This window comes from Rhodococcus sp. NPDC057529, assembly GCF_042802055.1.
Classification (GTDB): Bacteria; Actinomycetota; Actinomycetes; order Mycobacteriales; family Mycobacteriaceae; genus Rhodococcus_F.
Genome location: NZ_JBHVEY010000007.1, coordinates 41,750 through 68,655 on the forward strand (window position 1 = coordinate 41,750; position 26,906 = coordinate 68,655).

The 26,906-nt window shown below is 69.7% G+C and carries 28 protein-coding genes and 1 pseudogene; 19 read left to right on the forward strand and 10 right to left on the reverse strand.

Annotated elements, in window-relative coordinates:
• Positions 1 to 61: 61 nt before the first annotated feature.
• Genes ACFU5V_RS15130 through ACFU5V_RS15140 form a run of 3 tightly spaced genes read right to left on the reverse strand, consistent with a single transcriptional unit; the run spans position 62 to position 3,412 of the window.
• Positions 62 to 1,546 carry an adenylate/guanylate cyclase domain-containing protein gene (locus ACFU5V_RS15130; RefSeq protein WP_378430520.1) on the reverse strand — a complete coding sequence of 495 codons (1,485 nt, stop codon included), beginning with the start codon at positions 1,544 to 1,546 and terminating at the stop codon, positions 62 to 64.
• A gap of 55 nt (positions 1,547 to 1,601) precedes the next feature.
• Complete coding sequence (locus tag ACFU5V_RS15135) at positions 1,602 to 2,225, reverse strand: response regulator (RefSeq protein WP_378700255.1); 624 nt, start codon at positions 2,223 to 2,225, stop codon at positions 1,602 to 1,604.
• Positions 2,222 to 3,412 carry a sensor histidine kinase gene (locus ACFU5V_RS15140; RefSeq protein ID WP_378430522.1) on the reverse strand — a complete coding sequence of 397 codons (1,191 nt, stop codon included), beginning with the start codon at positions 3,410 to 3,412 and terminating at the stop codon, positions 2,222 to 2,224. Before ACFU5V_RS15140 ends, ACFU5V_RS15135 begins: the two co-directional genes overlap by 4 nt.
• Before the next feature lie 159 nt (positions 3,413 to 3,571).
• On the opposite strand from ACFU5V_RS15140, the gene ACFU5V_RS15145 reads away from it, so the two are divergent.
• From ACFU5V_RS15145 to ACFU5V_RS15220, 16 genes and pseudogenes are all read left to right on the forward strand, one after another.
• Positions 3,572 to 4,612 carry an ABC transporter permease gene (locus tag ACFU5V_RS15145; RefSeq protein WP_378700259.1) on the forward strand — a complete coding sequence of 347 codons (1,041 nt, stop codon included), beginning with the start codon at positions 3,572 to 3,574 and terminating at the stop codon, positions 4,610 to 4,612.
• Positions 4,609 to 5,274 carry an ABC transporter ATP-binding protein gene (locus tag ACFU5V_RS15150; protein ID WP_378700262.1) on the forward strand — a complete coding sequence of 222 codons (666 nt, stop codon included), beginning with the start codon at positions 4,609 to 4,611 and terminating at the stop codon, positions 5,272 to 5,274. Before ACFU5V_RS15145 ends, ACFU5V_RS15150 begins: the two co-directional genes overlap by 4 nt.
• A gap of 154 nt (positions 5,275 to 5,428) precedes the next feature.
• Positions 5,429 to 6,810: pseudogene (locus tag ACFU5V_RS15155) on the forward strand (MFS transporter).
• Positions 6,807 to 8,315, forward strand: a complete 1,509-nt coding sequence (locus ACFU5V_RS15160; RefSeq protein WP_378700264.1) for an aldehyde dehydrogenase — start codon at positions 6,807 to 6,809, stop codon at positions 8,313 to 8,315. Before ACFU5V_RS15155 ends, ACFU5V_RS15160 begins: the two are co-directional and overlap by 4 nt.
• Before the next feature lie 107 nt (positions 8,316 to 8,422).
• Entirely contained in the window at positions 8,423 to 9,352 is a 930-nt protein-coding gene (locus tag ACFU5V_RS15165) for a VOC family protein (RefSeq protein WP_378700267.1), read from the forward strand.
• On the forward strand, positions 9,349 to 10,131 hold the full coding sequence (locus ACFU5V_RS15170) for an alpha/beta fold hydrolase (protein WP_378700269.1): 783 nt from the start codon (positions 9,349 to 9,351) through the stop codon (positions 10,129 to 10,131). The genes ACFU5V_RS15165 and ACFU5V_RS15170 overlap by 4 nt, the downstream gene beginning before the upstream one ends.
• 15 nt (positions 10,132 to 10,146) lie before the next feature.
• Positions 10,147 to 10,653, forward strand: coding sequence for a cupin domain-containing protein (locus ACFU5V_RS15175; protein ID WP_378700271.1), 507 nt, complete (start codon positions 10,147 to 10,149; stop codon positions 10,651 to 10,653).
• A gap of 2 nt (positions 10,654 to 10,655) precedes the next feature.
• Entirely contained in the window at positions 10,656 to 11,405 is a 750-nt protein-coding gene (locus ACFU5V_RS15180; RefSeq protein WP_072949169.1) for a 3-oxoacyl-ACP reductase family protein, read from the forward strand.
• Between the two features lie 16 nt (positions 11,406 to 11,421).
• Entirely contained in the window at positions 11,422 to 12,204 is a 783-nt protein-coding gene (locus tag ACFU5V_RS15185; RefSeq protein WP_378700273.1) for an SDR family oxidoreductase, read from the forward strand.
• A complete protein-coding gene (locus ACFU5V_RS15190) occupies positions 12,197 to 13,846 on the forward strand; it encodes a thiamine pyrophosphate-binding protein (protein ID WP_378700275.1) in 1,650 nt (549 codons plus the stop codon). The genes ACFU5V_RS15185 and ACFU5V_RS15190 overlap by 8 nt, the downstream gene beginning before the upstream one ends.
• The gene (locus ACFU5V_RS15195) at positions 13,843 to 14,961 is read left to right on the forward strand and encodes an FAD-dependent monooxygenase (protein WP_378700277.1); all 1,119 of its coding nucleotides are present in this window, start codon (positions 13,843 to 13,845) and stop codon (positions 14,959 to 14,961) included. Before ACFU5V_RS15190 ends, ACFU5V_RS15195 begins: the two co-directional genes overlap by 4 nt.
• A gap of 161 nt (positions 14,962 to 15,122) precedes the next feature.
• Positions 15,123 to 15,857: an MBL fold metallo-hydrolase gene (locus tag ACFU5V_RS15200; RefSeq protein WP_378700279.1), complete on the forward strand. Its 735-nt coding sequence runs from the start codon at positions 15,123 to 15,125 to the stop codon at positions 15,855 to 15,857.
• Positions 15,858 to 15,960: 103 nt separating this feature from the next.
• The gene (locus tag ACFU5V_RS15205) at positions 15,961 to 16,920 is read left to right on the forward strand and encodes a PDR/VanB family oxidoreductase (protein WP_378700281.1); all 960 of its coding nucleotides are present in this window, start codon (positions 15,961 to 15,963) and stop codon (positions 16,918 to 16,920) included.
• Positions 16,921 to 16,932: 12 nt separating this feature from the next.
• Positions 16,933 to 17,145 carry a recombinase-like helix-turn-helix domain-containing protein gene (locus tag ACFU5V_RS15210; RefSeq protein WP_378441804.1) on the forward strand — a complete coding sequence of 71 codons (213 nt, stop codon included), beginning with the start codon at positions 16,933 to 16,935 and terminating at the stop codon, positions 17,143 to 17,145.
• Between the two features lie 2 nt (positions 17,146 to 17,147).
• The gene (locus ACFU5V_RS15215; RefSeq protein WP_378441802.1) at positions 17,148 to 18,179 is read left to right on the forward strand and encodes a Rieske 2Fe-2S domain-containing protein; all 1,032 of its coding nucleotides are present in this window, start codon (positions 17,148 to 17,150) and stop codon (positions 18,177 to 18,179) included.
• A gap of 91 nt (positions 18,180 to 18,270) precedes the next feature.
• On the forward strand, positions 18,271 to 18,888 hold the full coding sequence (locus ACFU5V_RS15220; protein WP_378441800.1) for a TetR/AcrR family transcriptional regulator: 618 nt from the start codon (positions 18,271 to 18,273) through the stop codon (positions 18,886 to 18,888).
• Between the two features lie 9 nt (positions 18,889 to 18,897).
• Here ACFU5V_RS15220 and ACFU5V_RS15225 read toward each other — a convergent pair whose 3' ends face one another.
• Together ACFU5V_RS15225 and ACFU5V_RS15230 are read right to left on the reverse strand one after the other, a co-directional pair.
• Positions 18,898 to 19,458, reverse strand: a complete 561-nt coding sequence (locus tag ACFU5V_RS15225; RefSeq protein ID WP_378700286.1) for a MarR family winged helix-turn-helix transcriptional regulator — start codon at positions 19,456 to 19,458, stop codon at positions 18,898 to 18,900.
• 182 nt (positions 19,459 to 19,640) lie between these two features.
• Complete coding sequence (locus tag ACFU5V_RS15230) at positions 19,641 to 20,006, reverse strand: RidA family protein (RefSeq protein ID WP_378700287.1); 366 nt, start codon at positions 20,004 to 20,006, stop codon at positions 19,641 to 19,643.
• A gap of 129 nt (positions 20,007 to 20,135) precedes the next feature.
• On the opposite strand from ACFU5V_RS15230, the gene ACFU5V_RS15235 reads away from it, so the two are divergent.
• Entirely contained in the window at positions 20,136 to 21,062 is a 927-nt protein-coding gene (locus tag ACFU5V_RS15235) for an NADP-dependent oxidoreductase (RefSeq protein ID WP_378700289.1), read from the forward strand.
• Between the two features lie 39 nt (positions 21,063 to 21,101).
• Here ACFU5V_RS15235 and ACFU5V_RS15240 read toward each other — a convergent pair whose 3' ends face one another.
• Genes ACFU5V_RS15240 through ACFU5V_RS15260 form a run of 5 tightly spaced genes read right to left on the reverse strand, consistent with a single transcriptional unit; the run spans position 21,102 to position 24,474 of the window.
• Positions 21,102 to 22,040, reverse strand: coding sequence for a CopD family protein (locus tag ACFU5V_RS15240; protein WP_378700292.1), 939 nt, complete (start codon positions 22,038 to 22,040; stop codon positions 21,102 to 21,104).
• Between the two features lie 5 nt (positions 22,041 to 22,045).
• Positions 22,046 to 22,579, reverse strand: a complete 534-nt coding sequence (locus ACFU5V_RS15245; protein WP_378700294.1) for a copper resistance protein CopC — start codon at positions 22,577 to 22,579, stop codon at positions 22,046 to 22,048.
• Entirely contained in the window at positions 22,576 to 23,244 is a 669-nt protein-coding gene (locus ACFU5V_RS15250) for a YcnI family protein (protein WP_378438047.1), read from the reverse strand. The genes ACFU5V_RS15245 and ACFU5V_RS15250 overlap by 4 nt, the downstream gene beginning before the upstream one ends.
• Positions 23,245 to 23,285: 41 nt before the next feature.
• On the reverse strand, positions 23,286 to 23,804 hold the full coding sequence (locus ACFU5V_RS15255; protein ID WP_378700296.1) for a hypothetical protein: 519 nt from the start codon (positions 23,802 to 23,804) through the stop codon (positions 23,286 to 23,288).
• A gap of 16 nt (positions 23,805 to 23,820) precedes the next feature.
• Positions 23,821 to 24,474 (reverse strand): DUF6474 family protein, encoded by a 654-nt coding sequence (locus tag ACFU5V_RS15260; protein ID WP_378438043.1) that lies wholly within the window; start codon positions 24,472 to 24,474, stop codon positions 23,821 to 23,823.
• A gap of 162 nt (positions 24,475 to 24,636) precedes the next feature.
• On the opposite strand from ACFU5V_RS15260, the gene ACFU5V_RS15265 reads away from it, so the two are divergent.
• Positions 24,637 to 26,193: a TM0106 family RecB-like putative nuclease gene (locus ACFU5V_RS15265; RefSeq protein ID WP_378700297.1), complete on the forward strand. Its 1,557-nt coding sequence runs from the start codon at positions 24,637 to 24,639 to the stop codon at positions 26,191 to 26,193.
• Between the two features lie 38 nt (positions 26,194 to 26,231).
• A complete protein-coding gene (locus ACFU5V_RS15270; protein ID WP_378700299.1) occupies positions 26,232 to 26,906 on the forward strand; it encodes a YoaK family protein in 675 nt (224 codons plus the stop codon).

Here is a 26,906-nt window from a genome sequence, read left to right on the forward strand (position 1 = left end):
GTGAAACGCTATGGCCGCGAGCACATCGCGTGTAGTCCTCGAAAGGAGACACTTCGCCGGATCAGCGGGACAGCTTGCGCTGCCTCGCATAGGCCACGCCGACGAGTGCGCGCAGCGCCTGCGGTGCCCGCTTCGCGGTCCGCAGGATGGCCTGGTCGATCATGCTCAGCTTCGGTGCGAGTCGCGGGACGGTCCGTGGCGCGTGGTCCGCGTCGGTGAGGGAGTACAAGGGCCACCGGCCCGGCACGCCCTTCAGTTCGCGTTCGCCGACATCGGTGAAACGCAGCCCCGACCCCACCACGAGGTCGCGCACGGTCCGCGACACCAGCACCTCCCCGGCTCCGGCCGCCGAACCGATGCGCGCGCCGACGTGAACGGTCATCCCGCTGACGTCGGGTCCGTTCCGCTCGACCTGTCCGGTGTGCACGCCGGCCCGCACCTCGAGGCCGAGCGCACACGCGTCGTCGACGACGGTCCGCGCGCACCGGACCGCCGCGGCGGGGCCGTCGAAGATGCTGAACGTGCCGTCGCCCGCCACGTTGAGGAGACGTCCGCCCGCGTTCTCCACCGCGTCACGGACCTGCCGTTCATGGGTGGCGCGGAGTCCCCGGTAGGCGGCGTCGCCGATCCGGGCGAGCACCTCCGTCGATCCGACGACGTCGGTGAACAACACGGACGCGACGAACCGGCCGGCGTCCGGTGTCGGATGCCCACCCGTCGCGAGTTGCTCGACGTGATCGATGATCGGCACCCACGCCTCACCGAGCGATGCGCCGGCCGGGGCGGGAGGCAGCAGGTGGAAGGTGCCGCGGGGAATGTGATCGGCGACGTACTGCGCGACAGCTGCGGGAACGGGACTGCCCGCGACGATCACGATCCGGGCCGGGCACTGGATCGACGGCAGAATGTCCGAGTAGTCGAGGCGGAAGATCCACTCCATGTGGGCGCGCGCGACGGCCGGCGACGCGGAGTTCCGCTCGAGCATCGCCATCAGCCGCCGGTTGAACGGGGAATCCTCGCGGGGATCCCACAGCGGCACGGACGCGCCCGACCCCCACGACTCCGTGGCCGCGCGCCATCGGGAGACGAACTGGTCCCGCTCGGCGGCCGTCCAGCCGTCCGGGTCGTGGTCGCCGCCGATCAGCCGCTCGGCGAACGGCTGGATCAGCACCACCCCCGTGACCCGCTCCGGCGACCGCGCCGCCACGAGTGCCACGGCACCGCTCGCGCTGGCCACACCCACCAGCAGTGCCTCCCGCATCCCGATCTCGTCCATCACCGCGACGATGTCGTCGGCCTGCTCCTCGAGTGTCGGCAGGTGGTCGACCGGTTCGGACAGTCCCAGCCCCCGCTGCTGGAAATACGCGGTGCGGGCGAACGTGCTGCCGCGTTCCATCAGGTAGTGGATCTGCGGGTCGGTCCACATGAGGTCGAGATGCATGTTGATCTCGAACAGCCACACGACGTCCAGCGCGCCGCCGCCCACCACCTGATACGCCAGCGCGTGTCCGTCCCGCTGGATGTACTGGACGACCGGTGGGTCCATTTTCCCAGCGTAAACACATGTGAGCGGCAAAGTGTGCGTCCGGACGCTTTGCCGCTCACCTGGGGAGGGTGCCGAGCTCGCGGGCGCGGGCTATTGCGGAGGTCCGAGACTTGACGCCCAGTTTGCCGAAATTGTGAACGAGATGGGACTTCACGGTCGTCTCCGAGAGGAACAGTTCCTTCCCGATCTCCCGATTGGACCGCCCCGCAGCCACCAACGTCAGCACCTGGATCTCCCGCGCGCTGAGGCTGGTGGCCGGTCGGCGGACGCGCGTCATCAGTTTCGACGCCACGGCCGGGGAGAGCACGCTGTCTCCGGCCGACGCGGCCCGCACGGCGGCGAGGAGTTCGGGAGGGGGAGTGTCCTTCAGGAGATACCCGGCCGCGCCGGCGGCGATCGCGTCGAGGATGTCCGCATCCGTGTCATAGTTCGTGACGACCAGCACGTGCGGCGGGTTCGGCAGGGACCGCAGGTTCCGGGTGGCGTCCACCCCCGACGTGCCGGCGCCGAACCGCAGGTCCATGAGGACGAGGTCGACCGGGGTCGTCGCGCACAACGCCACGGCGTCGTCGGCGGTGGCCGCCTCGCCGACCACCTCGATGTCGTCCTCGTGTTCGAGCAGGGCGCGCAGGCCCGCGCGCACGATCGCGTGGTCGTCGGCGAGCAGCAGTCGGATCATGCGCCGGCCCCGAGCGGGAACGACACCGCGACCGCGGTCAGTCCCGGTTCCGACTCCACCGACATCGACCCGTCGAGTAGCTCGACGCGACGGCGAATCGAATTCAGCCCGAACGCTGTCGACGGTTCACGGTCGAGCAGTGCGACATCGAAGCCGATGCCGTCGTCGACGACGTCCAACCGGACCGCATCCTCGTAGTAGGTGAGCGTGACCGCCATCCGGGACGATTGCGCGTGCCGGACCACGTTCGACACCGCACCCTGCGCGATCCGCACCAACGCCGCCTCGACGGGCATCGGCAACCGCACCGGATCCCCCACGACGACGGCAATCGTGTCGAAGGTGTCGCTCCTCGCCTGCGTGCAGATCCGTGCGAGTGCGTCCGCGAGCGACTGCCCGTCGAGGACGGCGGGTGTGAGATCGCCGATGAGCTGACGGGTTTCGGCGAGGCTGTCCGCGGCCGTCTCCCGCGCCAACCGGATACGGTCCCGGGCGGGGTGGCCGGGGTCCGCGCGTTCCACGGCGTGGAGCAGCATCTGAATGCTCGACAGATCCTGCGCGACGGTGTCGTGGATCTCGCGTGCGAGCCGCTCACGCTCGGCCAGGGAACCGGCGGCACGTTCCTGCTCGGCGAGTTCGGCTCGGGTCCGGGTCAATTCGTCGATGAGGCGATCGCGTTCGACGGCCTCCCGGTACAACGCCCGGTAGCCGAGGCCGATCGCCACCGCGACGCACGCCCCGATCACCGGACCGACGACACCCGCGACGCTCCAGCCGCGGTGCAGTCCGGTGCCCGCGACCGCCACGACGGTCGCCGCCGCGACCGTCACGACACCCCATCGTCGCGGCAGCAGATGCAGGTATAGAAAGAACAGTCCGAACGCGAGATAGGCGGCGTCGGGGGCGAGGACCATCAGCGCCACCCACAGCGCCGTCAGCGCCGCGAGCCACCAACCCCCGCGCAGCCGTCGCGTCGCCCCCGCCGCGTACACCGCCAGAAACGCCACCGACAGCACCACGATCGCCGGCGCGTTCGGCGCGTCCAGGAGGACGGCACGCAAGATCACGACTGCAGTGAGCGCCGCGGTCAGCGCATGCAGTCCGAGTTGGAGTCCCGCGAACACGGGCGTGAGAGGGGAGCGGTGCACCCCGTCCAGCTTATCGACGTGAGCGCACCCGGCATCCATCGAAAGTCGGAACCCGCACCCGACCTTCGACCGCCGAGAATTCCATCCCACGTGCGATGGAACCGTGCCGTTCCGCGGGCACGGTGAGTTCGGAGGCCGTGAGCGCCGCCCCGGCCCGCATCGACTGCGGCGCCGGTCGTGATCCGGAGAGGACCATCTGTGTTCGTCGCATCGAGAGACCTGCGTGCCGCGCGAGGTCGCTTCGCGCTGATATCCGTCGTCGTGGTGCTGATTGCGCTGCTCGTCACGTTTCTCAGCGGTCTCACCGCCGGATTGCGCCACCAGAACGTGTCCGTCGTGGAACGTATCGACGCCCAGTCGGTGGTCTTCGCCGCCTCCGAGGACGGTCCCTCGTTCGACGAGTCCGCGCTGACGTCCGAGCAGGTGGCCGTCTGGCGGCGGAGCGCCGACTCGGTGCACCCGATCGGGGTGGGACGAGGCTCGGTGTCGGCAGCGGGAGGTGCGACGACGAGCGCGGCGCTCGTCGGCGCGGACGGCGGCGTGGGCGACCGCGCACCGTCCGCGCCGGGAACGGTGATCGTCGGGGACGGCGCCGTGCGCTCGCTCGGGGTATCCGCCGGCGACACGGTGACGATCGCCGGCCAGGCGTTCACCGTCGCCGCGGTCCGCGGCGACGACTGGTACGGCCACAGTCCGGCCGTGTGGATGACGCTCGCCGACTGGCAGCACGCGAACCCGCGCGGAGGTGCGGCGACGGTGCTCGCGGTGTCGGGCGGGGACGAGTCCACGAACTCCGTCGCAGCGACGACATCCCGAACCGTGGCCGACTCCTTCTCCGCCATCGGCTCCTACACCTCCGAGAACGGGTCGCTGACGTTGATGACGGTAATGCTGTTCGCGATCTCCGCGCTGGTCATCGGCGCGTTCTTCACGGTCTGGACACTCCAGCGCACCCCCGACGTCGCGACGCTGAAGGCGCTCGGCGCGTCCACCGGGTCGCTCGTGCGGGACGCGCTCGGACAGGCGCTCGTCGTCCTGCTCGCCGGCGTGGGTGCCGGTGTCGGGACGGCGGCCGTGGCCGGGTCGATGATCGGCGACGCGGTGCCGTTCGTGCTCGACATCTCCACCACTGTCCTGCCCGCCGTCGCCCTCGCCGGGCTGGGCCTCGTCGGCGCCGCGTTCGCGCTCCGGTTCCTCCTCACCACCGACCCCCTCACCGCCCTCGGGAGCACACGATGACCACACCCGCCCTCACCCTCGACGACGTCACCCGCACCTACCCGGACGGCGCCGGACGCGTCACCGCCCTCGACTCGGTGTCGCTGACGCTCGGCCGAGGCGAGATCGCCGCGATCACCGGTCCGTCCGGTGCCGGGAAGTCGACGCTCCTCGCGGTGGCGTCGACGCTGATCCGGCCGGACTCGGGCTCCGTCCGGCTGGGCGACACCGAACTCACCACTCTCAGCCGCCGCGAGGCGTCCACACTGCGCCGCGACCGGATCGGCATCGTGTTCCAGCAGTCCAACCTCGTGTCGTCGCTGACGGCCCTCGAGCAACTGGAGGTGATGGCGCATCTCGGACAGCGGTGGTTCGCGCCGCGGCGGGCGGGGCGCACGAAGGCGCGCGACCTGCTCGACGCCGTCGGCCTCGCAGATCACGCCGGAAAGCGGCCGGCGCAGTTGTCGGGCGGGCAGCGGCAGCGGGTCAACCTCGCCCGGGCGCTGATGAACGACCCGTCGCTGCTGGTCGTCGACGAGCCGACCAGCGCGCTCGACCGGGAACGGGGCGCCGCGATCATGGATCTGATCCTCGGTGTCGTGCGAGAACGCGAGGTCGCGACGCTGCTCGTGACACACGACCGCACGCATCTGTGCAGAATGGATGCAGTCCACCGCCTGTGAGTACTTGTTAACCGCGGGCGGTTAACAAGTACTCACAGGTGTGAACAATATGTTTCGTCCAAAGTCAAGGGTTGACGTTTCTCATGTGCGTGAGATTACATCTTAGCGGTAAGCCTTTGAGGGCTTAAGTAAATGCCTCGACCCGACCCTGAGGATGCTCATGACGACGGTATCGCCCGCCATGGCTGCCACAGCTGAGATGATCAGCGCCCGACTCGAACGCCTGCCGATGAGCAGGTGGCACATCAAGGCCCGCGTCATCGTCGGCGCCGTCACGTTCTTCGACGGCTTCGACCAGCTGATGATCGCGTACTCGCTCCCCGTCCTCACCCCCAAGTGGGGTCTGACCCCCGGCGACATCGCCTGGGTGATCGCCATCGGCGGCATCGGCATGCTCGTCGGCGCGCTCGCCGGCGGCTGGTTCGCCGACCGCGTCGGCAGGCTCAACGTCATCATCGCCTCCCTCGCGCTGTACGCCGTGATGAGCCTCGGCATGGCGTTCACCGACTCCCTGATGCTCTTCCTCGTCTTCCGGTTCGTGCAGGGCATCGGTCTCGGCGCCGAGGTCCCGGTGGCCGCCAGCTACATCGGCGAGATCACCAAAGCCCACAAGCGCGGACGATTCGTGCTGCTCTACGAGGTGATCTTCCCGATCGGACTCGTCATGTCGGCGATCGTGTCGGCGTGGGTGGTCCCGAACTTCGGCTACAAGATCCTGTTCGCGCTCGGCGCCCTGCCCGTCGTGCTCCTGCCGCTGCTCTGGCGCCTGCCCGAGTCGCCGCGCTGGCTCGCGTCCCGCGGCCGCCACGAAGACGCCCACAACGCCATGACGCGCATCGAGAACGAGATCACCGGGAAATACGGCAAGACGCTCCCGGCCCCGCAACCGTTGCCCGCCGTCGCCGTCGACGATCGTCACGGACGGTTCCGTGAAGCGTTCCAGGGCGTCTACCTGCGCCGCACCCTGATGCTCGCCGCGATCTGGGGCTGCGCCTACTTCGTCAACTACGGCATCGCGTCCTGGCTGCCGTCGCTCTACCACTCCGCCTTCGACGTCAGCGTCGACACCGCGCTGCACTACAGCATCGTCACCAGCGTCGCCGGTCTGATCGGCTGCGTCCTCGTCGCGTTCCTCATCGACAACCTGGGCCGCCGCATCTGCATCACCGCGTCGATGGTCCTGTGCTCGTCGCTGCTGTTCCTGCTCGCCGCCACCGGCGCCGACACCGCGACGAAGGTCCTGTTCTGGTCGGCCGGATCGGCCCTGTTCGTCTTCGCCGTCAACATGGCGCTCTACGTCTACACCGCCGAGCTGTACCCCACCCGGATGCGGGCCATCGGCTGCGCCATCGGCGGAGCCAGCGGCGCCTCGGCATCATCATCGGACCCCTCGCCGTCGGAGCCATCCTCGACGGCGGCGGCACCCTCACCGTCGTCTTCGGAATGTTCTCCGCCGTCGCCCTGATCGGTGCCCTCGTCGTCGGCTTCTTCGCCGTCGAAACCCGCGAGAAGACCCTCGAGGAGATCTCCCAGTGACCGTTCTCGACACCGCACCACAGACGCTGCCGTTCGTCCCGGTCGCCGACCGGATCCTCGTCGCCGGGCAGTGGCGGCAGGCGAGCGGCCCCGCCTTCGCCGTCACGGACCCGTCGAACGGCGAAACCCTGCAGGTGATCCACCAGGCCACCGCCGACGACGCCGACGAGGCGGTCCGGAAGGGCCGCACCGCCGCCGACGACCCGGCCTGGCGCGCGCTGCTCCCGCACCAGCGGGCCAAGTACCTGCACCGCATCGCCGACGCCATCGAGGCGAACACGTCCCGGCTCGCGCTGCTGCAGAGCTACAACACCGGCAAGACGGTCGCCGAGACCACGGCACTCGTCGGCAGTGCGGCGGGCACGTTCCGCTACTTCGCCGCCGTCCTCGAAACCGCCGACGACGACCTCACCACCCCGCGCGGCAACTTCCTGACGATGAGCGTTCTCGAACCCATCGGCGTGGTCGGCGCCATCGCACCGTGGAACTCGCCGGTGGCCAGCGATGCGCAGAAGATCGCGCCCGCCCTCGCGGCAGGCAACGCCGTCGTCCTCAAACCCGCCGAGTGGACGCCGCTGGTGTCGCTCGAACTGGCGCGGCTGATCGACGAATCGGGATTACCGAAGGGCCTGCTGTCGGTGCTGCCGGGCAAGGGTTCGGTGGTCGGCGACGCCATCGTCACCCACCCCGGCGTCGGGAAGGTGACGTTCACCGGCGGCACCAACACCGGACGCTCCATCGCCCACGCGGCAGCCGACAAGCTGATGCCCGTGTCTCTGGAACTCGGCGGAAAGTCGCCGACGATCGTCCTCGACGACGCCGACCTCGACGCCGCCGTGAACGGCGTGATGTACGGGATCTTCTCGTCCACCGGGCAGAGTTGCATCGCCGGGTCCCGCCTGTTCGTCGACCGCCGCATCTACGAAGAGTTCGTCGAGAAGCTGGTGGCCAAGACGACCCGGCTCCGGCTCGGGCCCGGCCGCGACCCCGACACCCAGGTCGCGCCGATGGTCCACCGCAAGCACCGCGACAGCGTCGCCGCCTACGTGGACCTCGCTCGCGAAGAAGGCGGCCGAGTGCTGTGCGGCGGGGCGATCCCCGACGACGAGCGACTGCGCGACGGCGCCTACTACCTGCCGACCATCATCGACGGGCTGCCCAACAGCTCACGCACCTGCCAGGAGGAGATCTTCGGACCCGTCCTGGTGGTCCTGCCGTTCGACGGCGAAGCGGACCTCGTTGCGCAAGCCAATGATTCGGTGTTCGGGCTGGCATCCGGAATCTGGACCGGCGACTACCGCCGCGCCTGGAAACTCGCCCGCCGACTCCAGGCCGGCACCGTGTGGATCAACACCTACAAGCAGTTCAGCATCTCCACGCCGTTCGGCGGCGTCAAGGAAAGCGGACTCGGGGTGGAAAAGGGGCGCAGCGGAATCGCCGCCTACTCCCGGCAGAAGAGCATCTACTGGAGCCTCGACGAGGAACCCAACCCCTGGGCCGAGTGAGCGACCCACCGAAGTAGTAGGTCGTCCGGAAAGAAATTCCCACCAGCTCTGTACGACCTATTACTTTAGCGCTAAGATATTGAGACCTAAGCAACTGGAGGCTTGCGATGAACCAACCCATAGCCCGGCTGCGGTGCCTGCGCTCCGTCGAACTGCGCACACAGGCCAGCCTCGAATCCACCGATTTCTACTCGGAGGTGTGGGGACTGCGCGTGGTCGAACAGGGCACGGACGGCGCCTGGCTGCGGGGGACCGGTGAGCACCACCACGCGCTGCAACTCACCCAGGCCGAACGGAACGGCCTCGGCCGCATCACGTTCGCCGTCGCCACGCCGGCTGAGGTCGACGAGGCCGCCCGCAGACTCGAACTGCGCGGCGTCCCGATCGTCAGCGGCCCGGGGCCGGTCGACGACCTCGGCGGCGGCTACGGCGTGAGCCTGGTCGACCCCGAGGGTCGCGTCGTCGAACTGCTCGCCGACGCGCTCGCGGTCCCGAAGCTCGGCCGGGACGACGCCGTCCCCGTGGGCGTCACGCACGTCGTCCTCAACACCGTCGACATCGATGCCGCGGTGAAGTTCTACTGCGACGTCCTGGGCATGCGGGTCTCCGACTGGTCCGAGCACCAGATGGCGTTCCTGCGCTGCAACACCGACCATCACAGCATCGCGTTCAACCAGGCCGAGTGGACGTCGGTGAACCATGTCGCCTACGAGATGCCCACCGTGGACCACTTCATGCGCGGCATCGGCCGGTTGCGGCACCACGGCACCGTGCCGCTGTGGGGTCCCGGCAAGCACGGTCCCGGCGACAACACGTTCTCCTACTTCGCCGATCCGGCGGGGCTGGTGTGCGAGTACACGTCCGGCATCGCGCAGGTCGACGAGGACCGGTGGCTGTGCAAGGTGTGGCGCCGGGTTCCGGAACTCTCCGACCTGTGGGGCACCGCGGGCCCGCCGTCCAAGCAGGTCCGCGACCACATGGCCGGCGTCCCCGACCCCGGGGCGTTCGAGCGGTTCGACCTCGGGCGGGCGTCGTGACGCACGTCGTCGAATCCGGGTCCGGCCCCGCGCTGCTGATGCTGCACGGAATCGGCGGCAGTGCGGACAGTTTCGCGCCGCAGTTCGAGGAACTGGCAGGGTCGCTGCGACTGCTGGCCTGGGACGCACCCGGCTACGGTCGCAGTGAGGATCCCGGACGTCCGTTCGACCTCGACGACTACGCCGACGCCGCCGCCGACGTGATCCGCGACCGCTGCGGCGACGCGGGGGCGCACGTCCTCGGAATGTCGTGGGGCGGTGTGATCGCCACCCGGCTGGCGTTGCGTTACCCCGGCCTGGTGCGGAGTCTGCTGCTCGGCAGTTCCACCGTCGGCTCGGGGGCGGACGGCGAGGCTGCCGACCGGATGCGGGCCCGGGCCGCGACCCTCGAGCAGGAGGGCGCGGAAGCCTTTGCCGCCGACCGGGCCCCGCGACTGCTGTCCGGGACCGCCGACGACGAACTGACGGCGAAGGCGACGGCGATCATGGCGTCGTCGATCCGGCTGCCCGGCTACGGGTACGCCGCCGAGTCGATGGCCGCCACCGACCACACCGCCGATCTCCCGAAGATCGACGTCCCCACCCTCGTCCTCGGCGGGGACGAGGACGAGGTGACCGGGGTTCCCGCGAGTCAGGTTCTCGCGGGCGGAATTCCGGGCGCCGTGTTCGTCACCATCCGCGGTGCCGGACACCTCGCGAACCAGGAGCGACCGGACGCGTTCGACGCCTGGGTCGAGTCCTTCATCCACATCACCGAACGCCTGCGCAACCACGTCTAGAGAAGGAGCATAAACATGACACTCGAATACGGCACCGCCGACCTGAAGGAATTCACCGACTCGCTGATCCTCACCCGTGGTTCCCGCCACGAGGACTGGGACACCCTGGGCTTCCAGGCCAAGGCCGGCGACCAGTTCAAGCGCGCGCAGATCCGCTACGTCGGCTCCGGAGCGACCGGCAACCACGAGAACGACAACCGCACCATCGGCTCGCGCGGATTCACGTTCTCCAACATGCTGCTTCCCCCCGGCGCCGAGGGTCCGGAGCACACCCACCACGACGCGGAAGAGGCCTTCTTCGTTCTCGAGGGCGAGGTGGAGGTCGGCGTCCACCGCGACGGCAAGGTGGAGAAGCGCACCCTCGGATACCGCGACATGATCGTCGTCCCGGCCGGCGTTCCCCGCAGCCTGAAGAACAACGGCGACAAGGACGCCCTGTTCTGCGTCATCATCGGCGCCCAGAAGCCGCAGATCCCGACGTACCCCGAGACGTCGGCCATGCACGGCGTGACCCGGGACTGACCGTGAGTCTCGACGGACGCAGCATCCTCGTGACCGGGGCGGGGCGGGGGCTCGGCCTCGCCCTGGCCCGCCGGCTAGGCGAGGACGGCGCCACCCTGTGGCTCGCCGACATCCGCGAGGACTGGGGCGAGGCCGCGGCGGAAAGCCTGCGCGCGGACGGCGTCAAGGCGCAGTTCGTGCGGGTCGATCTCCGCGACGCGGAGTCCGTCGACGCGATGGCGGCCACCGTCACCTCCGGTGGCCCGCTGTACGGCCTCGTCAACAACGCGGCCCTCGCGGACGGTGTGGGCGGCAAACCGATTCACGAACTCGACATCGACGAGTGGGACCGGGTGCTGGGCGTCAATCTGCGCGGCACGTTCCTCGTGAGCAGGGCGATCGTTCCCTCCATCATCGGGAACGGAGGCGGACGAGTCGTCACCATCGGCTCCGACGCCGCCCTGTACGGTTCGCCGCGGCTCGCCCACTACATCGCATCCAAGGGCGGGGTGGCCGCGCTGACCCGCGCCATGTCACGCGACCTCGGCCCCCACGGCATCACCGTCAACACCGTCTCGCCCGGTCTGACCGAAAGCGAATCGGCGCAGAAGGTTCCGGAGCACCGGCACGAGCTCTACCGCCTCAACCGCGCGCTCGAACGGCCGCAGCAGCCGTCGGATCTCGTCGGCGCCGTCGCGTTCCTGATGGGACCGGAGGCCTCATACATCACCGGCCAGCAACTCGTCGTCAACGGCGGATTCGTCCTACACTAGAGAAGGGGACCACGTCGTGGACCTGCAACTGAAAGACCGCACCCACCTGGTGACCGGCGGAAGCTCGGGAGTCGGGCTCGCCACCGTCGCGATGCTGCTCGAGGAGGGTGCCAACGTCGTCACCTGCGCGCGCGACCGCGACCGGCTCGACTCCGTGCTCGCGCCGCTGCCCGGCAGCGACCGCGTCCTCACCGCGTCCTGCGACGTCCGGGACCCGGCCGCGGTCGCCGCGCTGGTCGACGCCGGGGTCGCCCGGTTCGGCGGGCTCGACGGTCTGGTCAACAACGCAGGCAAGTCCCGCATGGTCCCGCGCGGCGAGGCGACCCTCGACGACTGGCGTGACGAACTCGACCTCAAGTTCTCCAGCGTCCTCAACACCGTCGACGCGGCGCTGCCGGCGCTGCGCAAATCCGACGGCGCGTCCATCGTCAACATCTCGGCGGTCCTCGCGCGCCAGCCCGAGCCGCGGCTGGTCACCACCAGCGCCGCCCGGGCCGGGCTGCTGAACCTCAGCAAGTCGCTGTCGCTGGAACTCGCGGCCGACGGCATCCGCGTCAACTCGGTATCGCTCGGCCTGGTCGACACCGGTCAGTGGCGCCGCCGCTACGAAGAATCCGGCACCGACGCCACCTTCGCCGAATGGGAGGCGGAGATCGCCCAGGACCGGGGCATCGGCCTCGGCCGGTTCGGCCGCGCCGACGAGGTGGCCGCCATGATCGTGACCCTGCTGTCCCCCCGCTCGTCCTACGTGACGGGCACCAGCCTCGACGTCTGCGGAGGCGTCGCGCGCTATGTCTGAGAGGAACACCATGTCGGTAGGAAACGGGGGCGACCTGCTCGTCCAGGTGCTGCGCGAGGCCGGTGTCGACACCGTCTTCGGCATCGTGAGCGTGCACAACCAGCCCCTCGTGCAGGCGGTCGCCACGCACCTGCGGTTCGTGCCGGTCCGGCACGAGGCCACCGCGGTCAGCGCCGCCGACGGCTACGCCCGGGCCACCGGCGGACTGGGCTGCGCGCTCACGAGCACCGGGACGGGTGCCGGTAACGCGGCCGGATCGCTGATCGAATCGCTCAGCGCCGGAACGTCGGTGCTGCACGTGACGGGCAACGTCGAGAGTCGCTACCTGGGCTCGGGCCGCGGGTTCATCCACGAGACCAAGGATCAGCTGGGGATGCTGACGGCGACGTCGAAGCACGCCGCCACCATCCTCGACACGGACAGTGCCGGAAAGGTGCTGCGGGAAGGCGTCGCCGCCGCACTCGCCGCGCCCGGCGGGCCGTCGAGCATCGAATGGCCCATCGACCTGCAGTACGCGGAACACGTCATCGACGTGGTCGAACCGGTCGTCGAATCCCCGCGCACCCCGGACGCCGACGAGTTGGCCGTCGCCTTCGCGCTGCTGCGGTCCGCGCAGCGCCCGGTGATCTGGGCGGGCGGCGGTGTCGCACACGCAGGCGCGGAGCTGACCGCACTGGTGGAGCAGTGGGGAGTTCCGTTGCTCACCAGCAACTCCGGACGCGGCGCCGTCCCGGAGGATCACCCGCTGTGCGTCGGCAACTACGGCAACACCCCGGCCGGGCGGGAACTGCTCGCCGACGCCGACCTGCTGCTGTCGCTGGGCACCCACTTCCGGTCCAACGAGACCGGCGACTACTCCATGCCCGTCCCCGCCGTGCACGTGCAGGTGGACATCGACGCCGCCGCGATCGGACGCGTCTACCCCGCGCAGGCCGGCGTGACCGCCGACGTCGCGACGTTCCTGCGGTCGCTGTCCGAACTGGCACCGGTCGACGCGTCGTGGACCGAACGTGGGCGGGCGACACGGGAACTGGTCCGTACCCGGCAGCGCGCCGGACTCGGCGACCACGCCGTGCTGTGCGACGCCGTCCGTGCCGCGTTCCCGCAGGATTCCGTCATCGCGCGCGACGTCACCATCGCGTCCAGTTCCTGGGGCAACCGGCTGCTGCCGATGTTCGACCCCCGGTCCAACGTCTTCCCCCGCGGCGGCGGCATCGGGCAGGGCCTGGGCATGGCCATCGGTTCCGCACTTGCCGACGAAACTCGCCCCACCCTGGCGCTCGTCGGCGACGGCGGCCTGGCCGTCCACTTCGGCGAGATCCTCACCATGGCGCAGGAGAAGCCGTGGCTGGTGCTGCTGGTGTTCAACGACGGCGGCTACGGCGTGCTGCGCAACATGCAGAAGGGCGGCGGCGAAGACACGTACGCCGTCGACCTCGTCACCCCCGACTTCCCGTTGCTGGCACAGTCGATCGGCGTGCCCTACCTGCGGATCGGCGGCGCGGCCGAGGCGCACAGCGTGCTCGCCGACGCCGTGTCCCGGCAGGCCCCCGTGATCGTCGAGGTCGACCTCGCCGCCTACGGCGACATGCCGGCACCGTTCACGCCGCCCGTCACGGTGCCCGGAAAGGGTGCACAGTGACCACGGTCGCCGTCTGCGGCGGCGGAATCGGCGGGCTCGCCACGGCGATCGCCCTCCGCAAGTTCGGCCTCGACGTCACGGTCTACGAGCAGACGCGGCAGTTCGCCCGCGTCGGCGCCGACATCAACCTCACACCCAACGCGGTCCGTGCGCTCGACGGACTCGGTGTCGGACCGGCGATCCGCGACTCCGCCGCCCGGCCGCAATTCCGGATCAGCCGCACGTGGGACACCGGAGCCGAGACGTCCCGGCTGCCGATGGGCGACAGCGCGGAACAGCAGTACGGCGCACCGCAGTTGACGATGCACCGCGGCGATCTCATGACCGCGCTCGAGAACCGGCTGCCGTCGGGGACCGTCGAGATGGGCCGCCGCGTCGTCGGCGTCGTGGACGGGCGCATCGAGTTCACCGACGGCAGCACGGTTTCCGCGGACGTGATCGTCGGCGCCGACGGCATCCACTCCGCGGTCCGGACCGCGCTCCTCGGACGGGAACAGCCGACATTCACGGGAGTTGTGGCGTTCCGCGCCGTCGTCCCCACCGAACGCGTCGGCGAACTCCCCAATCTCGACTGCTTCACCAAATGGTGGGGTCCGGATCCGTCCACGCAGATCGTCACGTTCCCCCTCAACCAGGGCAAGGACATCTTCGTCTTCGCCACCTGCGCGCAAGACGAATGGACCGAGGAATCGTGGACCACACCCGGTTCCGTCGCCGAACTGCGTGAGCTGTACCGCGACTTCCACCCGGACGCGCGGGCGCTGCTCGACGCGTGCGACGACGTCCTGAAATCGGCTCTCTACGTTCGGGACCCGCTGGTGTCGTGGACCGACGGTCGGTCGGTGCTCCTCGGTGACGCCGCGCACCCGATGATGCCGTTCATGGCGCAGGGCGCAGGCATGGCGATCGAAGACGCCGTGGTCCTGTCCCGCTGCCTGAGCCTGTTCGACGACCCCGCGGTCGCCCTGCGGACCTACCAGGAGACCCGGCTGCAGCGGACCTCCCGCATCCAGCGCGGCTCCCGGTCCAACGAATGGCTGAAGGTCACGGGCAACGGCGACTGGGTCTACGAATACGACGCCTGGCACGTGCCGCTGGAATTGGCCGCGGCCTGAACGGACGCATGATCGACGCGACGCCGCCGGACACCCACGGGTTGTCCGGTGGCGTCGACGTCTCTGTCGGGGCAGCGCCGCCGTACCCGCGTGCTCTTGCGCGCCGCCGCGGTCCCGAGAAGGCTGGATCTCACGACACCGCGACGTGATCGGAGCCAGGGATGGACACCACGATTACCGAGATCGCTCCCGACATCTACCGTCTGTCCACGTATCTGGACGAGCCGAACCTGATCATGAACCAGTTCGTCGTCGACGGTGAGGAACCGCTGCTGTTCCACACCGGTCAACGTGCCCTGTTCCCGGCGGTGTCCGAGGCGGTGGGCCGGCTGATTCCCCTCGACCGGCTGCGGTGGATCACGTTCGGACACGTCGAGGCCGACGAGTGCGGCGCGATGAACTCGTGGCTGGCGGCCGCGCCGCACGCGGAGGTCGCACACGGGGCGATGGGCTGCTTCGTGCAGGTCAACGACCTGGCCGATCGCGCGCCGCGTCCCCTGCAGCACGGCGATGTGCTGGAGACGGGCAGCAGGCGGGTGCGTCACCTCGACACCCCGCACGTGCCGCACGGGTGGGACGCCGGGCTGATCTTCGAGGAGACGACGCAGACGCTGTTCTGCGGCGACCTGTTCACCGCGTTCGGCCATCACCCCACGACGACCGAGGAAGAGATCGTCGGCCCGGCCATCGCGGCCGAGGACATGGGGAGCGCGACGTGCCTGACACCGGCGCTCGGGCCGACGATCCGGGCGCTGGCCGATCTGGAACCGCTGCTGTTGGCGCCGATGCACGCGCCGGTGTTCACCGGTGACTGTGTGCGGAGTCTGCGGGATCTCGCGCAGGCGTACGAGGAGCGGATGGCGGCCGAGGCCGCGCGGTACCGCGAAGCCGAATAGCGGACCCGGAAATTTCCCCTCGACTGTGGCGCAGAATACATCTTAGTGCTAAATTATTGAGCACTAAGGAACTACGCCTTCGGGTCGAGCTTGGGAGTGAGCGATGACAACAGACGCAGACACCGTCCCCATGATGGTGCGTCAGATGCGGGTCGAGTCCTCGGGCGTCGTCTCGCTCCGCCTCGAACGGCAGGACGGCGGCACGGTCGACCGGTGGACGCCGGGCGCCCACCTGGACCTGCACCTGAACCGCGGGACCATCCGGCAGTACTCCCTCTGCGGAGACCCCGACGACAAGACCGGATACCGCGTCGCGATCCTCCACGAGGTGACCGGCCGAGGCGGCTCCCGGCACGTCCACGAGACGCTGCGGCCCGGCGACAGCCTGTCGGTGAGCGCGCCCCGCAACAACTTCGAACTCCTGCCGTCACCGCGCTACGTGTTCATCGCCGGCGGAATCGGCATCACGCCGATCCTCGCGATGATCGGCGAGGCCGAACGCATGGGCGCCGACTGGGAACTGCACTACGGCGGCCGTGCCCGCACGTCGATGGCGTTCCTCGACGAGCTGTCCCCGTACGGCGACCGCGTCCACGTCGTCACCGAGGAGACCGACGGCATCCTCGACCTCGACGGAATCCTCGGCACCGCCCGCGCGGAAACCCTCGTCTACGCCTGCGGCCCCGAGGGTCTGCTCGGCGCGGTCGAGGGGTTCGCCGGCTCCTGGCCGGACGGCGCGATCCGGCTCGAACGGTTCAAGGCCAAGGAGATCCCCGCCGACACCCTCGCCGGCGACCGTCCCGTCCGCGTGATCTGCGAACGCTCCGGCATCTCCGCCACCGTCGCCCCCGACCGGACCATCCTCGACACCCTCGAGGAATCCGGCGTCGACGTCCCCAACTCCTGCCGCGAAGGCATCTGCGGAACCTGCGAAACCCGCGTCCTCGCCGGCACCCCCGACCACCGCGACTCCCTGCTCTCCAGCTCCGAGCAGGAGTCCGGCACCACCATCATGATCTGCGTTTCCCGCGCCCGCTCCGACGAGCTCGTGCTGGATCTCTAGAAGGGAAGAACCATGAGCCTGTATCTGCAACCACGCCAGTCCGGCACGGCGCCCACCCCGTACGAACGGAAACTGGCCGGTGCGATCGAAGAGGTCTTCGGCACCGGGGTGCACCACCTCGAAGGCCTGGTGAAGGGTCTGAACGCCCTCGGAATCCACAGTCCCGGCGGCGACGCCTGGACCACCGACACTTTCACGGACGAGATCCGAAAGATGGGGGCCTGACCATGGTGAACCGACTGCACAAGGCGGCACTGACCGGCGACGAGATCTTCGCGACCGGGATGCGCGACCAGTGGCACGCGGTGTGCCCGTCCGATTTCGTCGCGCGCGGAGACATGAAGAAGATCCGCCGCCTCGGTGAGGACTGGCTGCTGTTCCGTCAGTCCGACGGCACCCTCCGCATGCTCGCCGACCGCTGCCCACACCGCGGCGCCCCGCTGTCGCAGGGGCAGCACCTCGGCGACCGCGTCGCCTGCCAGTACCACGGCGTGCAGGTCGACGGCGGCGGCACCGTCGTCTCCGTCCCAGGGATGCCCGGCTGCAACCTCGAAGGCAAGCGGCTCGTCACCAGCCTGCCCGTGCGGGAAGTGGCCGGCGCCGTGCTCGCCTGGTTCGGCACCGACCCCGACGCCGAACCCGCACCCCTCGAACTGCCCGAGCGCCTCACCGACGACGGCATCTCGCACTTCCTCTGCTACGCGGAGTGGAAGGCGCCGTGGCGGTTCACACTGGAGAACCTGCTCGACCCGATGCACGGGGCGTTCCTGCACCGGGAGTCGCATTCGATGTTCGGCGGGGAGACGTCCGCGAAGTTCCGGATCCGCGAAACCGATCGCGGATTCTTCTTCGAGAAGACCGACCAGCGGGGCGTGAACTTCGACTGGGTCGAATTCTGCCGGACCGGCATCGACTGGGTGGACCTCGAGATCCCGTACCCGCCGACCGCGGGCCCGGGCGGGTCGTTCGGCATCGTCGGCATGGGAACGCCGATCGACGCCGAGACCACCGCGGTGTTCTTCTGGCGCTACCGCCGCGTCGAGGGCTGGGAGCGCGACGTCTGGCGGTTCCTGTACCGCACCAAGCTGGAGGAGCGGCACTGGGTGGTGCTCGAGCAGGACCGCACCATGCTCGAGGCGATGGCATTCGACGCGGATCAGGCGGAGAACCTGTACCAGCACGACCTCGGCGTCATCCGGCTCCGCAGGCTCTACCGGGCGCAGGCCGAGGCCCAGGCGAAGGCGCTCCAGGGGGCGTAGGGTCGCGCGGGTTGACGTGAATGAAATGTCAACTAAGAATGTGTGACGGCCGACACGTCGGGCGCCGGCCGGGTGCGAGGAGGCGTGAGCGGTGCTTACGAACGGTGACGATCGAGGTCGGCTTGCGTTGGTCGAGGCGGCGGGGCGGTGCTTCGCCGAACTGGGATACGAGCGCACCACCGAGGCGGTCATCGCAGCTGCCGCCGGGGTGTCGCAGGCCGAGTTCGCCGCCCGGTTCGCGTCCCGCGACGACGCCTTCCGCGCCGTCGCCGCCGAGGTGTTCGACACGTTCGTCGAGGCTCAGCGGATCCCGGTCCCGCCGGACGCGGACCCGCGCTGCGTCCTGCGCGCCGCCACCGCGGCGTTCATCGAGACCGTCTACAGCAGCGGCCGGCTGTTCACGATGATCGAGGACCGCGCCGCCGTCGACCCGGTGATCGGTGAACAGCTCGAGGCAGCGCACAACCGGATCCTCGGCCGGTACATCCGGTTCATCGAACGGCTCAACCAGGCCGGCATCGCGACGCCGTGCGCCGAACCCGCCCAACTCGCCCGGAAACTGGCCGAGGCGCAGTGGACGGGTGCGGCACGCCTGATCGGTGCGTCACCCGACGAACAGCGACGCTTCATCGTGGAGATGACGGCGGCCTCCGAACGATTCATCGGATTCGGTGAGGTCGCCGATCTGACCGCCCGCGCGGCCAGCTGAGTCTTCCGCTCAGGCGGTGGGGTCCTGGTTCTCGACGATCGAGTGCTCGAGCTTGCGGAGCAGTTCCGCCAGCGACGCCTGATCGTCCTTCGACATCCCACTGAGGATCTGGGACTCGTTGGCGAAGTGGGCCTCCGCGACCTTGTTGATCACCCGCAGGCCCTCGTCGGTGAGTTGCGCGTGCACGATGCGGCGGTCCTCGGCGTCGCGCTCCCGCTGTACGAGGCCCGCCTTCTCGAGTCGGTCGACGCGCAGCGTCACACCCCCGGTGGTGACGAGGGCGGACTCCGCCAGCTGTCCGGACGTCATCCGGTACGGCGGACCCGAACGTCGGAGGGCGGCCATCACGTCGAACGACGCCATGTTGATGCCGTGCTCCTCGAACACCGCCGCGAGCGACGACTGGTACCGCAGATACGAACGGTGCAGACGGCCCAGCACTTTCAGCGGACTCACATCCAGGTCCGGCCACTGGTGGGCCCACTGGTCGACGATGTCGTCGACGGCATCGCGGTCTGGAACGGGGCGTTGCGTCACCGGGCGCACCTCCTGGATTCTCGAGGGTCTCATCTGTTTAGTACCAAGATATCGAAATGAGCATAGGTGACGGCGACGCGGGGGGGGGGGGACGCTCCTTTTCCCCCCAGGGACCACCCCCCCGCCCCACCACCCCCTCCTCCCCTTGGCTCCACCCCCCCCCCCCACACCCCCCCCCCCCCCGGGACCCGCGGCGCGGCCGGACGCCGGTGCCGTCAGTGGGCCGCGACCGCCGCGACGGCGTCGATCTCGGCGATGGCGCCGTAGGGGAGGCTGCTCACCTCGAGGAACGTGCGCGCGGGACGCGGCTCGTCGAAGATGCGCTCGAACTGGCGGTTCGCCTCCTCGCGCAGCGACAGGTCGGTGACATAGTAGGTGAGCTTGACGACGTCCTTCAGCTGCCCGCCGACGGTCGCGAGGCGATCGACCATGCGGTCGACGGCGGCGTCGAGCGCCTCGGTGCGGCCCGGGACGGCGGTGCCCTCGGCGTTGACGGACAGTGCGCCGGAGACGAACGCCAGTCCGCCCGCGACCACGGCCGGGCTGTAGGGGTGGTGGGCGGTGACTTCGGTGAGGGACATGGAGGCTCGCTTTCTCGGTGGGCTGCTCCGGTCACTATATCTTAGCGCTAAACTAATTGACAGGGTTGTGGAATCGACGCTTCGGCCGAACTCCTGGCGCGACGGACCGCCGAGGACGAGATTGAGGGCATGACGAATTCGAACCAGACCATGACGGCAGTCTCCTACTCGTCCTACGGCGGTCCCGAGGTGCTCGAGATCCACGACGTGCCGGTGCCCGAGCCCACCGGCAACCAGGTGCGCCTCGTCATCCGGGCCGCCGGCGTGAACCCCATCGACTGGAAGCTGCGGTCGGGGTCGATGGCCGAGGTGATGTCGGTGCAGTTCCCGAAGATCCCCGGCAGCGAGGTCGCCGGGGTCGTCGACGCGGTCGGGCCGGACGCGACCGGTGTGCTGGTGGGCGACGACGTGTTCGGCTGGTCCGACACCGGCGGCTACGCCGAATACGCGCTCGCCTCGATCGTCGTGCCGAAACCGAAAGCGCTGAGCTGGACGGACGCGGCCACCATCCCCGTCGCGGGCGAGGCCGCGGATCGCGGACTGCGGCTCCTGAGGCTGAAGTCGGGGGAGACGCTGCTGGTGAACGGTGCGTCGGGTGCGGTGGGAACCATTGCCGCGCAACTGGCGGCGGACGCCGGCGTCACCGTGATCGGCACCGCCAGCGAGAAACACCACGACGCGCTGCGGGGGCTGGGAGTGACCCCCACGACGTACGGCGAGGGACTGGTCGACCGGGTCCGTGACCTCGCCCCGAACGGCGTCGACGCCGTCCTCGACCTCGGCTTCGGCGGGCTCGAAGCGGCGATGGACCTGCGCGGGGGCACCGACCGGATCGTGACGCTGTCGGACGGTGCCGCGTTCGGGCTGGGAATCACGTTCTCCTCCGGCAACGCCGGCGACCGGAGTGCGGAGACACTGCGCAGGCTGGGTGCCCTCGTCGTCGCCGGGAAGCTGACCCTCCCGCCGGCCCGCACATTCCCACTGGCCGACGCGGCCGACGCGCAGCGCGCCGGCGAGAAGGGCGGGAGCCGCGGGAAGCTGCTGCTGCACCCGTGAGTACTTATCAACGTCGGGCGGTTAACAAGTACTCACGGGTCAGGCGGTGGTGGCCAGGGCGGCGGCGAGACCGAACGGGACGGCCATCACCACCACTTCGGCGATCGCGCGCCGCAGGGACCCTTCCGCGCTGATCCGGTGCGCCCCGGCCTGGACCACCCACGTTCGCCGCCACCACCAGCCGAGCCCGAGAAGCGCCGCCAACGCCACCGCCTTGGCGAGCACGATGCGGCCGTAGCCGGTGTCGAACAGGGGAGTGATCCCGCCCAGCCGGACGGCCGCGTCGACGATCCCGGTCGCGGTCAGCAGCCACACGCACCGCCACGCGACGACGGAATACCGCGGCAGCCACGACGACCAGTCCCCCCGCGACCGGAGCATCAGGGCGAGCGCGGCGAGAAGTCCGAACCACACGGCGGCGGCGAGCGCGTGGACGACGTCGAGGACCGAGCCGAGAACCTGCTGCGACATGTGGCCGGTGATCGGCCGGGCCACCAGGGCGAGCGCCGCGAGCACCAGCACCGGGACGGGAAGCCGGGCGTCGCTGCGGCGGAACGCGACCGCCGACCACACGGTGGCCGCGACGGTGCACACGAGAACGGCGAGGTCGACGCGTCCCGCGCTGATCTCGGTCACGTACGCGCCGAACCGCCCGACCGACAACTGCGACAACGTCAGGGCGTCGGCCTCCGCCGCCGTCATCGACAGCAGTACGGCCTCGGCGAGCATCCACGCGCCGGCGATCGCGGTCGACAACCGCCACAGTCGTTGGTCCCGCACCAGGGGACGGCTGTCCGCGCGACTCCACCAGCCCAGCGCGGCGAGCCCGAGCACCGCCGAACCGAGCACCAGGCACAGTGCCCGGACAGCGCTCGACGGCGAGGGGTCTTCGGGTTGCGCCAACGCCCAGCCGCAGGCGACCCCGACGAGCGACGTGGGTACGGCGAACAGCAGCCACGACTGCCGCGCCGTACCCACCGCGCTCAGTTCTCGCCGCGCGGCTTGCGGAGCGCGAACCACAGCCCGCCGCCGAACACGACCACCCCGGCAGCGATGAACGGCCACAGCGGAACTCCGCCGCTGCCGGATTCACCGGAGCTGTCGGCCGCGGCGCCGGGTGTGCCCGACCCCTCCTGGGTGAGGGTGAACGTGCGGGTGCCGCTCACCGGATGCCCGTCGGCGGAGGTGACGCGGAACGCGACGGTGTACACCCCGGCCGGTCCCAGCTCGCCGAGTTCGGCACTGACCGTGGGCCCTTCGACGACGGGGTCGCCCTTGGTCCACAGGTTCCCGTCGGGTCCCACCACGGTCAGCGACGCGAACGATTCCTGCAGCGCCTCGTTGAACGTGACGCTCACCCGGTCCGGACCGGCCGCGATTTCCGCGCCGTTCTCGGGCGTGGACCCGATCACGACGGAATGGGCGAGAGCGGTGCCGGCGCCGAGCATGCTCGCGAGCATCGTCAGCAGCCCGACCGCGATCACCTTCACCGACGTGAACGTGGTGCGTCGTCTCATGATCGACGGCTCCGGACCATGGCGCCGAGGCCGAGCGCCGCACCGAGCGCACCCAGGACCAGTCCGATGCCGCCGAGCCAGCGGGCGGTGTCGTCGGTGCCGGACGCCGTCGTCTCGGTCTCCTCGGACGTCGTGGCACCTCCGGCGTCGTGGCTGTGGTCTTCACCGCTCGCCGCGGCCAGCGTGAGGGTGGGTGCCGGCTTGTCGGGCTCCGCGCCGTCGGGGCCTTCCGCCTGATCCCAGTTGACGACCTCCCCGTCGCTGTACGTCTGGGTGGCCGGGAACGACACGTCTTCCTGCTCCGGCAGCGGTCCGGCAGACAGCTCGAACTGCTGGAACTGTCCGGGCGCGACACCGACGCCGGGGTCGGCGGTCCACGTCACGGACTTCGCGACCTGCGACGTCGGGTCCTTCTCGACGACGGACGTCCACCCCGGCAGCGGCGTGGTGCGGGCCGACTTCAGGTCGGGGAGCGCGACGGTCAGCTTGGTGGTGGACGCCGTCTCGGACTCGGTGGGAACGCGGAACGTCAGGACGGAGTAGCCGCCCTGCTCGGCGCCGGGGGCGACGACGGTCACGTGGGCGGCGGCCACACCGGCCGCGAGGAGCATGGCGCCACCGGCCGCACCGGTCGTGAAAAGGGCACGGGAAACGAGGGAATTCATCGAAGGTCCTTTGAAAGGTCTGAAGGGAGAAGAGGTGGGAATCAGACCGGGACCGGTGGGCCGCGACGCGAAATGCTCGTGCGCAGCAGGGCGTCCACGGGATTCGCGGGACGCGCGGGGAGGTGCGCCGGTTTCGCTGCCGAGACGGGCTGCGGCTCGCCGCGCAGAACCACCCGCCAGACGTGAACGAGGGGACCGTACAGCCGCTCGACGTTCGCGATCAGCAGCGCACAGACCACGGTGGCGGCCGCGTGCGCGGCGAGCATCGGCACGGCGGGGACCGCCGAATGCACGTGCGAGGTGAGCGTGAGTGCGAAGTGCGCGGCCACCTGGCCGGCGCCGAGGGCCCCCACGAGCGCGAGCGGTCCGTGGAAGCGGGCGGGTAGCTGTGCGGTGACCGCGCCGACACCACCGCACGTGACGAGCAGCAGGGTCACGGCCGCGGACTCGGGGAGACCGCCCCCGCCGATGCCGTGCGCCGCGACCGCGAGACCGGCGACGAGCGCACCGACCGCCGACCCCCGAAGGGTGGCGGTCGCGGCGGGGCGGGCGGGGGACATCGAGTGTTCGGGTCGTTCAGCGCACGCCGAGGCGGGCGAGGAGATCGGCTTCCACTCCGTCGAGTTCGGACGAGATGGCGTGATGGGCGGCCTTGCGTCGGGCCTGCGGCATCTGCTCGGCCGCGCGGACGGCGGTGTTGAGATCACCGAGGCGGTCGCGGATGGCGGCGGCGAACTTCTGCGTCTCCGCGTCGTCCGGCTTCTGCGCGAGGATCTCCGTGGTGGAGCTTTCGGCACCGGCGATGCGGGCGCTGAGCTTGGCGCCGTGCCCGGTGAAGTTGGCGAGCTGGTCGACGTCGACACCCATCCGGTCGGCACGGCGGGCGTCGATCTGCCCGCGCACGACGGTGGCGGCGCGGTAGGCGATCGGCAGCAGCACCGGCGTCAGCAGTCGTGCGACACCGAGGTACTTGCGGACGGCGGCGACCGTGAAACCCTTCTGGGCGGCGGCCTTCTCCTCGGCCTTCAACGCAGCGATCTGAGCCTTCTCGACCTTCTTCAGCGACTTCAGTTCGGCAGCCTCGAGCTTGCGCCCGGCCTTCGCGGCCTGCTTGTCGCGTTTCCGTTCGTTCTTCGCGCTCAGCTTCGCCTCCACCCCAGCCTTGTGCCGGAGTGCCTTGGCTTCCGCCTTGCGGGTGGCTCGGGACTTACGTTTCTTCAACAACCCCATCGAAAAGACCCCTTTTCCTGGTGTTTCAGCGGAGCCCACGCTACCAACTGCATCCGGTGCTTCGGGATCAGCCTAGGGGAGCACATAATCTTCGTCATCGTGTGTTCCCATATCGGTCAGCAATCAGAACCCGGCGCCTCTCCCGGAAAGGTGTCGGGGACGGTGATCGATGCCAGCGCCCTGACGCGGTGCCGTCACCGGGTGCACCTCGACGCGGCGTTCCCCGAGCAACTCGCGGCCGCGCCGGAGGACCCGGGCGTCCGCCAACGTCAGGATGCCGCCGCCGCCAAGCGCGAAGACGTCCGCCGGATCCTCACCGAGCACGCACCGGAACGGTGGGTGCAGATCGACACCGAGCAGAGTCTGCGCCGGCGCGCCGAGGACACCCTCGCCGCATGCGAGGCGGGTGCGGACCGTATCTGGGGAGCCGTGCTTCCGCTCGACCGCGACGCCGGCCGGAGGGCGCGCTGCGAGATCCTGCTCCGCGACGAGGACCACGGTGGGTACATCCCGGTGATCGTCGTCAACCACAAGGTCACCGATCCCGGCCGCGGCGCGGTGACGTCGGGAATGTTCGAGTGGAAACCGCAGGAGGACGTGGCGCGGAAGCCCCGCAGCCAGGTCCGCGACCAGATGCGCGTCGCGCAGGTGTACCGGATGCTCGAGCGGCACGGGCTGGCGAGTCCCGCCCTCGTGGCCGGCGCGATCGGGTACGGCTCCGACGTCATCTACGTGCACGACCTCACCACCGTCCTCGACGACTACGACGAACGCTTCGCCGACCGACTCGCCGTCGCCCGCGGCGAATCGGCGACCGTGCCGTCGAGGATCGGCGAATGCCGTTCGTGCCCGTGGTGGCCCGGGTGCGAGGAACAACTCACGCAGACCCACGACGTGAGCCTGGTGGCGACCGGTTCGCGGGCCGACATGCTGCGCGACGCCGGATGCCACACCATCGACGACCTCGCGGCGTGGGACCGCGAACCGCTCGAGGACTGGCCGCACGGCGCGTTCGAGGACGCCGTCGTCACCGCCAAGGCCTGGCTCGCGGGGGCGCCGCTGGTGCGCCGCTTCCCCGAGATCCGGGTGACGCGCGCCGACGTCGAGGTCGACGTCGACATGGAGAGCTACCAGGAGCACGGCGCCTACCTGTGGGGGACGCTGCTCAACGTGGACGGGGTGTCCGCGTACCGGCCGTTCGTCAGCTGGGATCCGGTGCCGACGCAGGACGAGGCACGGTCGTTCGCGGAATTCTGGACGTGGCTGATGGCCGAGCGCGAAGCGGCGGCACTGAGCGGCAGGACCTTCGCCGCATACTGCTATTCACGGTCCGCGGAGGACAAATGGTTGCTGGACTCCGCCCGCCGGTTCGCCGGGACGCCCGGCATCCCCACCGAGGCCGAGATCCGCGAATTCATCGACAGCCCACAATGGGTCGACATCTACCAGGCCGTCAGCGACCAGTTCATCTGCCCCGGCGGCAAGGGCCTCAAGAAGATCGCCCCCGTCGCCGGATTCCGGTGGCGCGACGCCGACGCCGGCGGCGAAGCATCCATGAGCTGGTACCGCGAAGCCGTCGGCTACGACGGCGAACCCGACCTCACCCAGCGCGAACGACTGCTGCAATACAACGAGGACGACGTCATCGCCACGAAAGTCCTACGCGAATGGATGTCGGATCGGGCCGAGAACGAGATCCCGCTCGCCTCCGACCTCTAGGCTGCACAGCAGGGGCCCGAGACGGTAGGGGTGGTCAGGTGGAGGTTCCGAAGACATCCACGACGATGCGGTTCGCGCTGCTCCTCACCGCCGCGGGCGGCTTCCTCGACGCCTACACCTACATCAGCCGCGGCGGCGTCTTCGCGAACGCCCAGACCGGCAACGTCATCCTCATGGCCATCGACCTGTCCGAGCGGCACTTCCACGCCGCACGCGCACACCTGTGGCCGATCCTCGCGTTCATCGTCGGCGTCGCATTCGCGCACCTGCTCAAGGGCGAACTCGCCCACAGCGTTTTCGACCACCCGATCCGGATCGCGATGGTCGCGCAGATCGTCGTCCTCGTCGCGGTCGCGTTCGTCCCCCCGGACGTCCCCAACGCACTCGTCACCGTGCCCATCGCGTTCGTCGCGGCCATGCAGTTCGGCCTGTTCCGCACCATCGGATCGCTGTCCTACATCGCCGTCGCCACCACCGGCAACCTCATGCGCTTCACCGAAGCGGCGTACGCCGGATTCATCGAGAAGGTCCCCGAATCGCGCCAGCACACCCGGGTGTACGCCGCCATCGTGAGCAGCTTCGCCGGCGGCGCCGTCATCGGTGCATTCGCCACCCGCTACTTCGGCGGATCCGCCGCCTGGATCCCCGCCGCCCTCCTCGCCGTCGCCCTCATCCTGTTCTACGTCGACGACGTGCGGCGCCGCCGCCTGTGA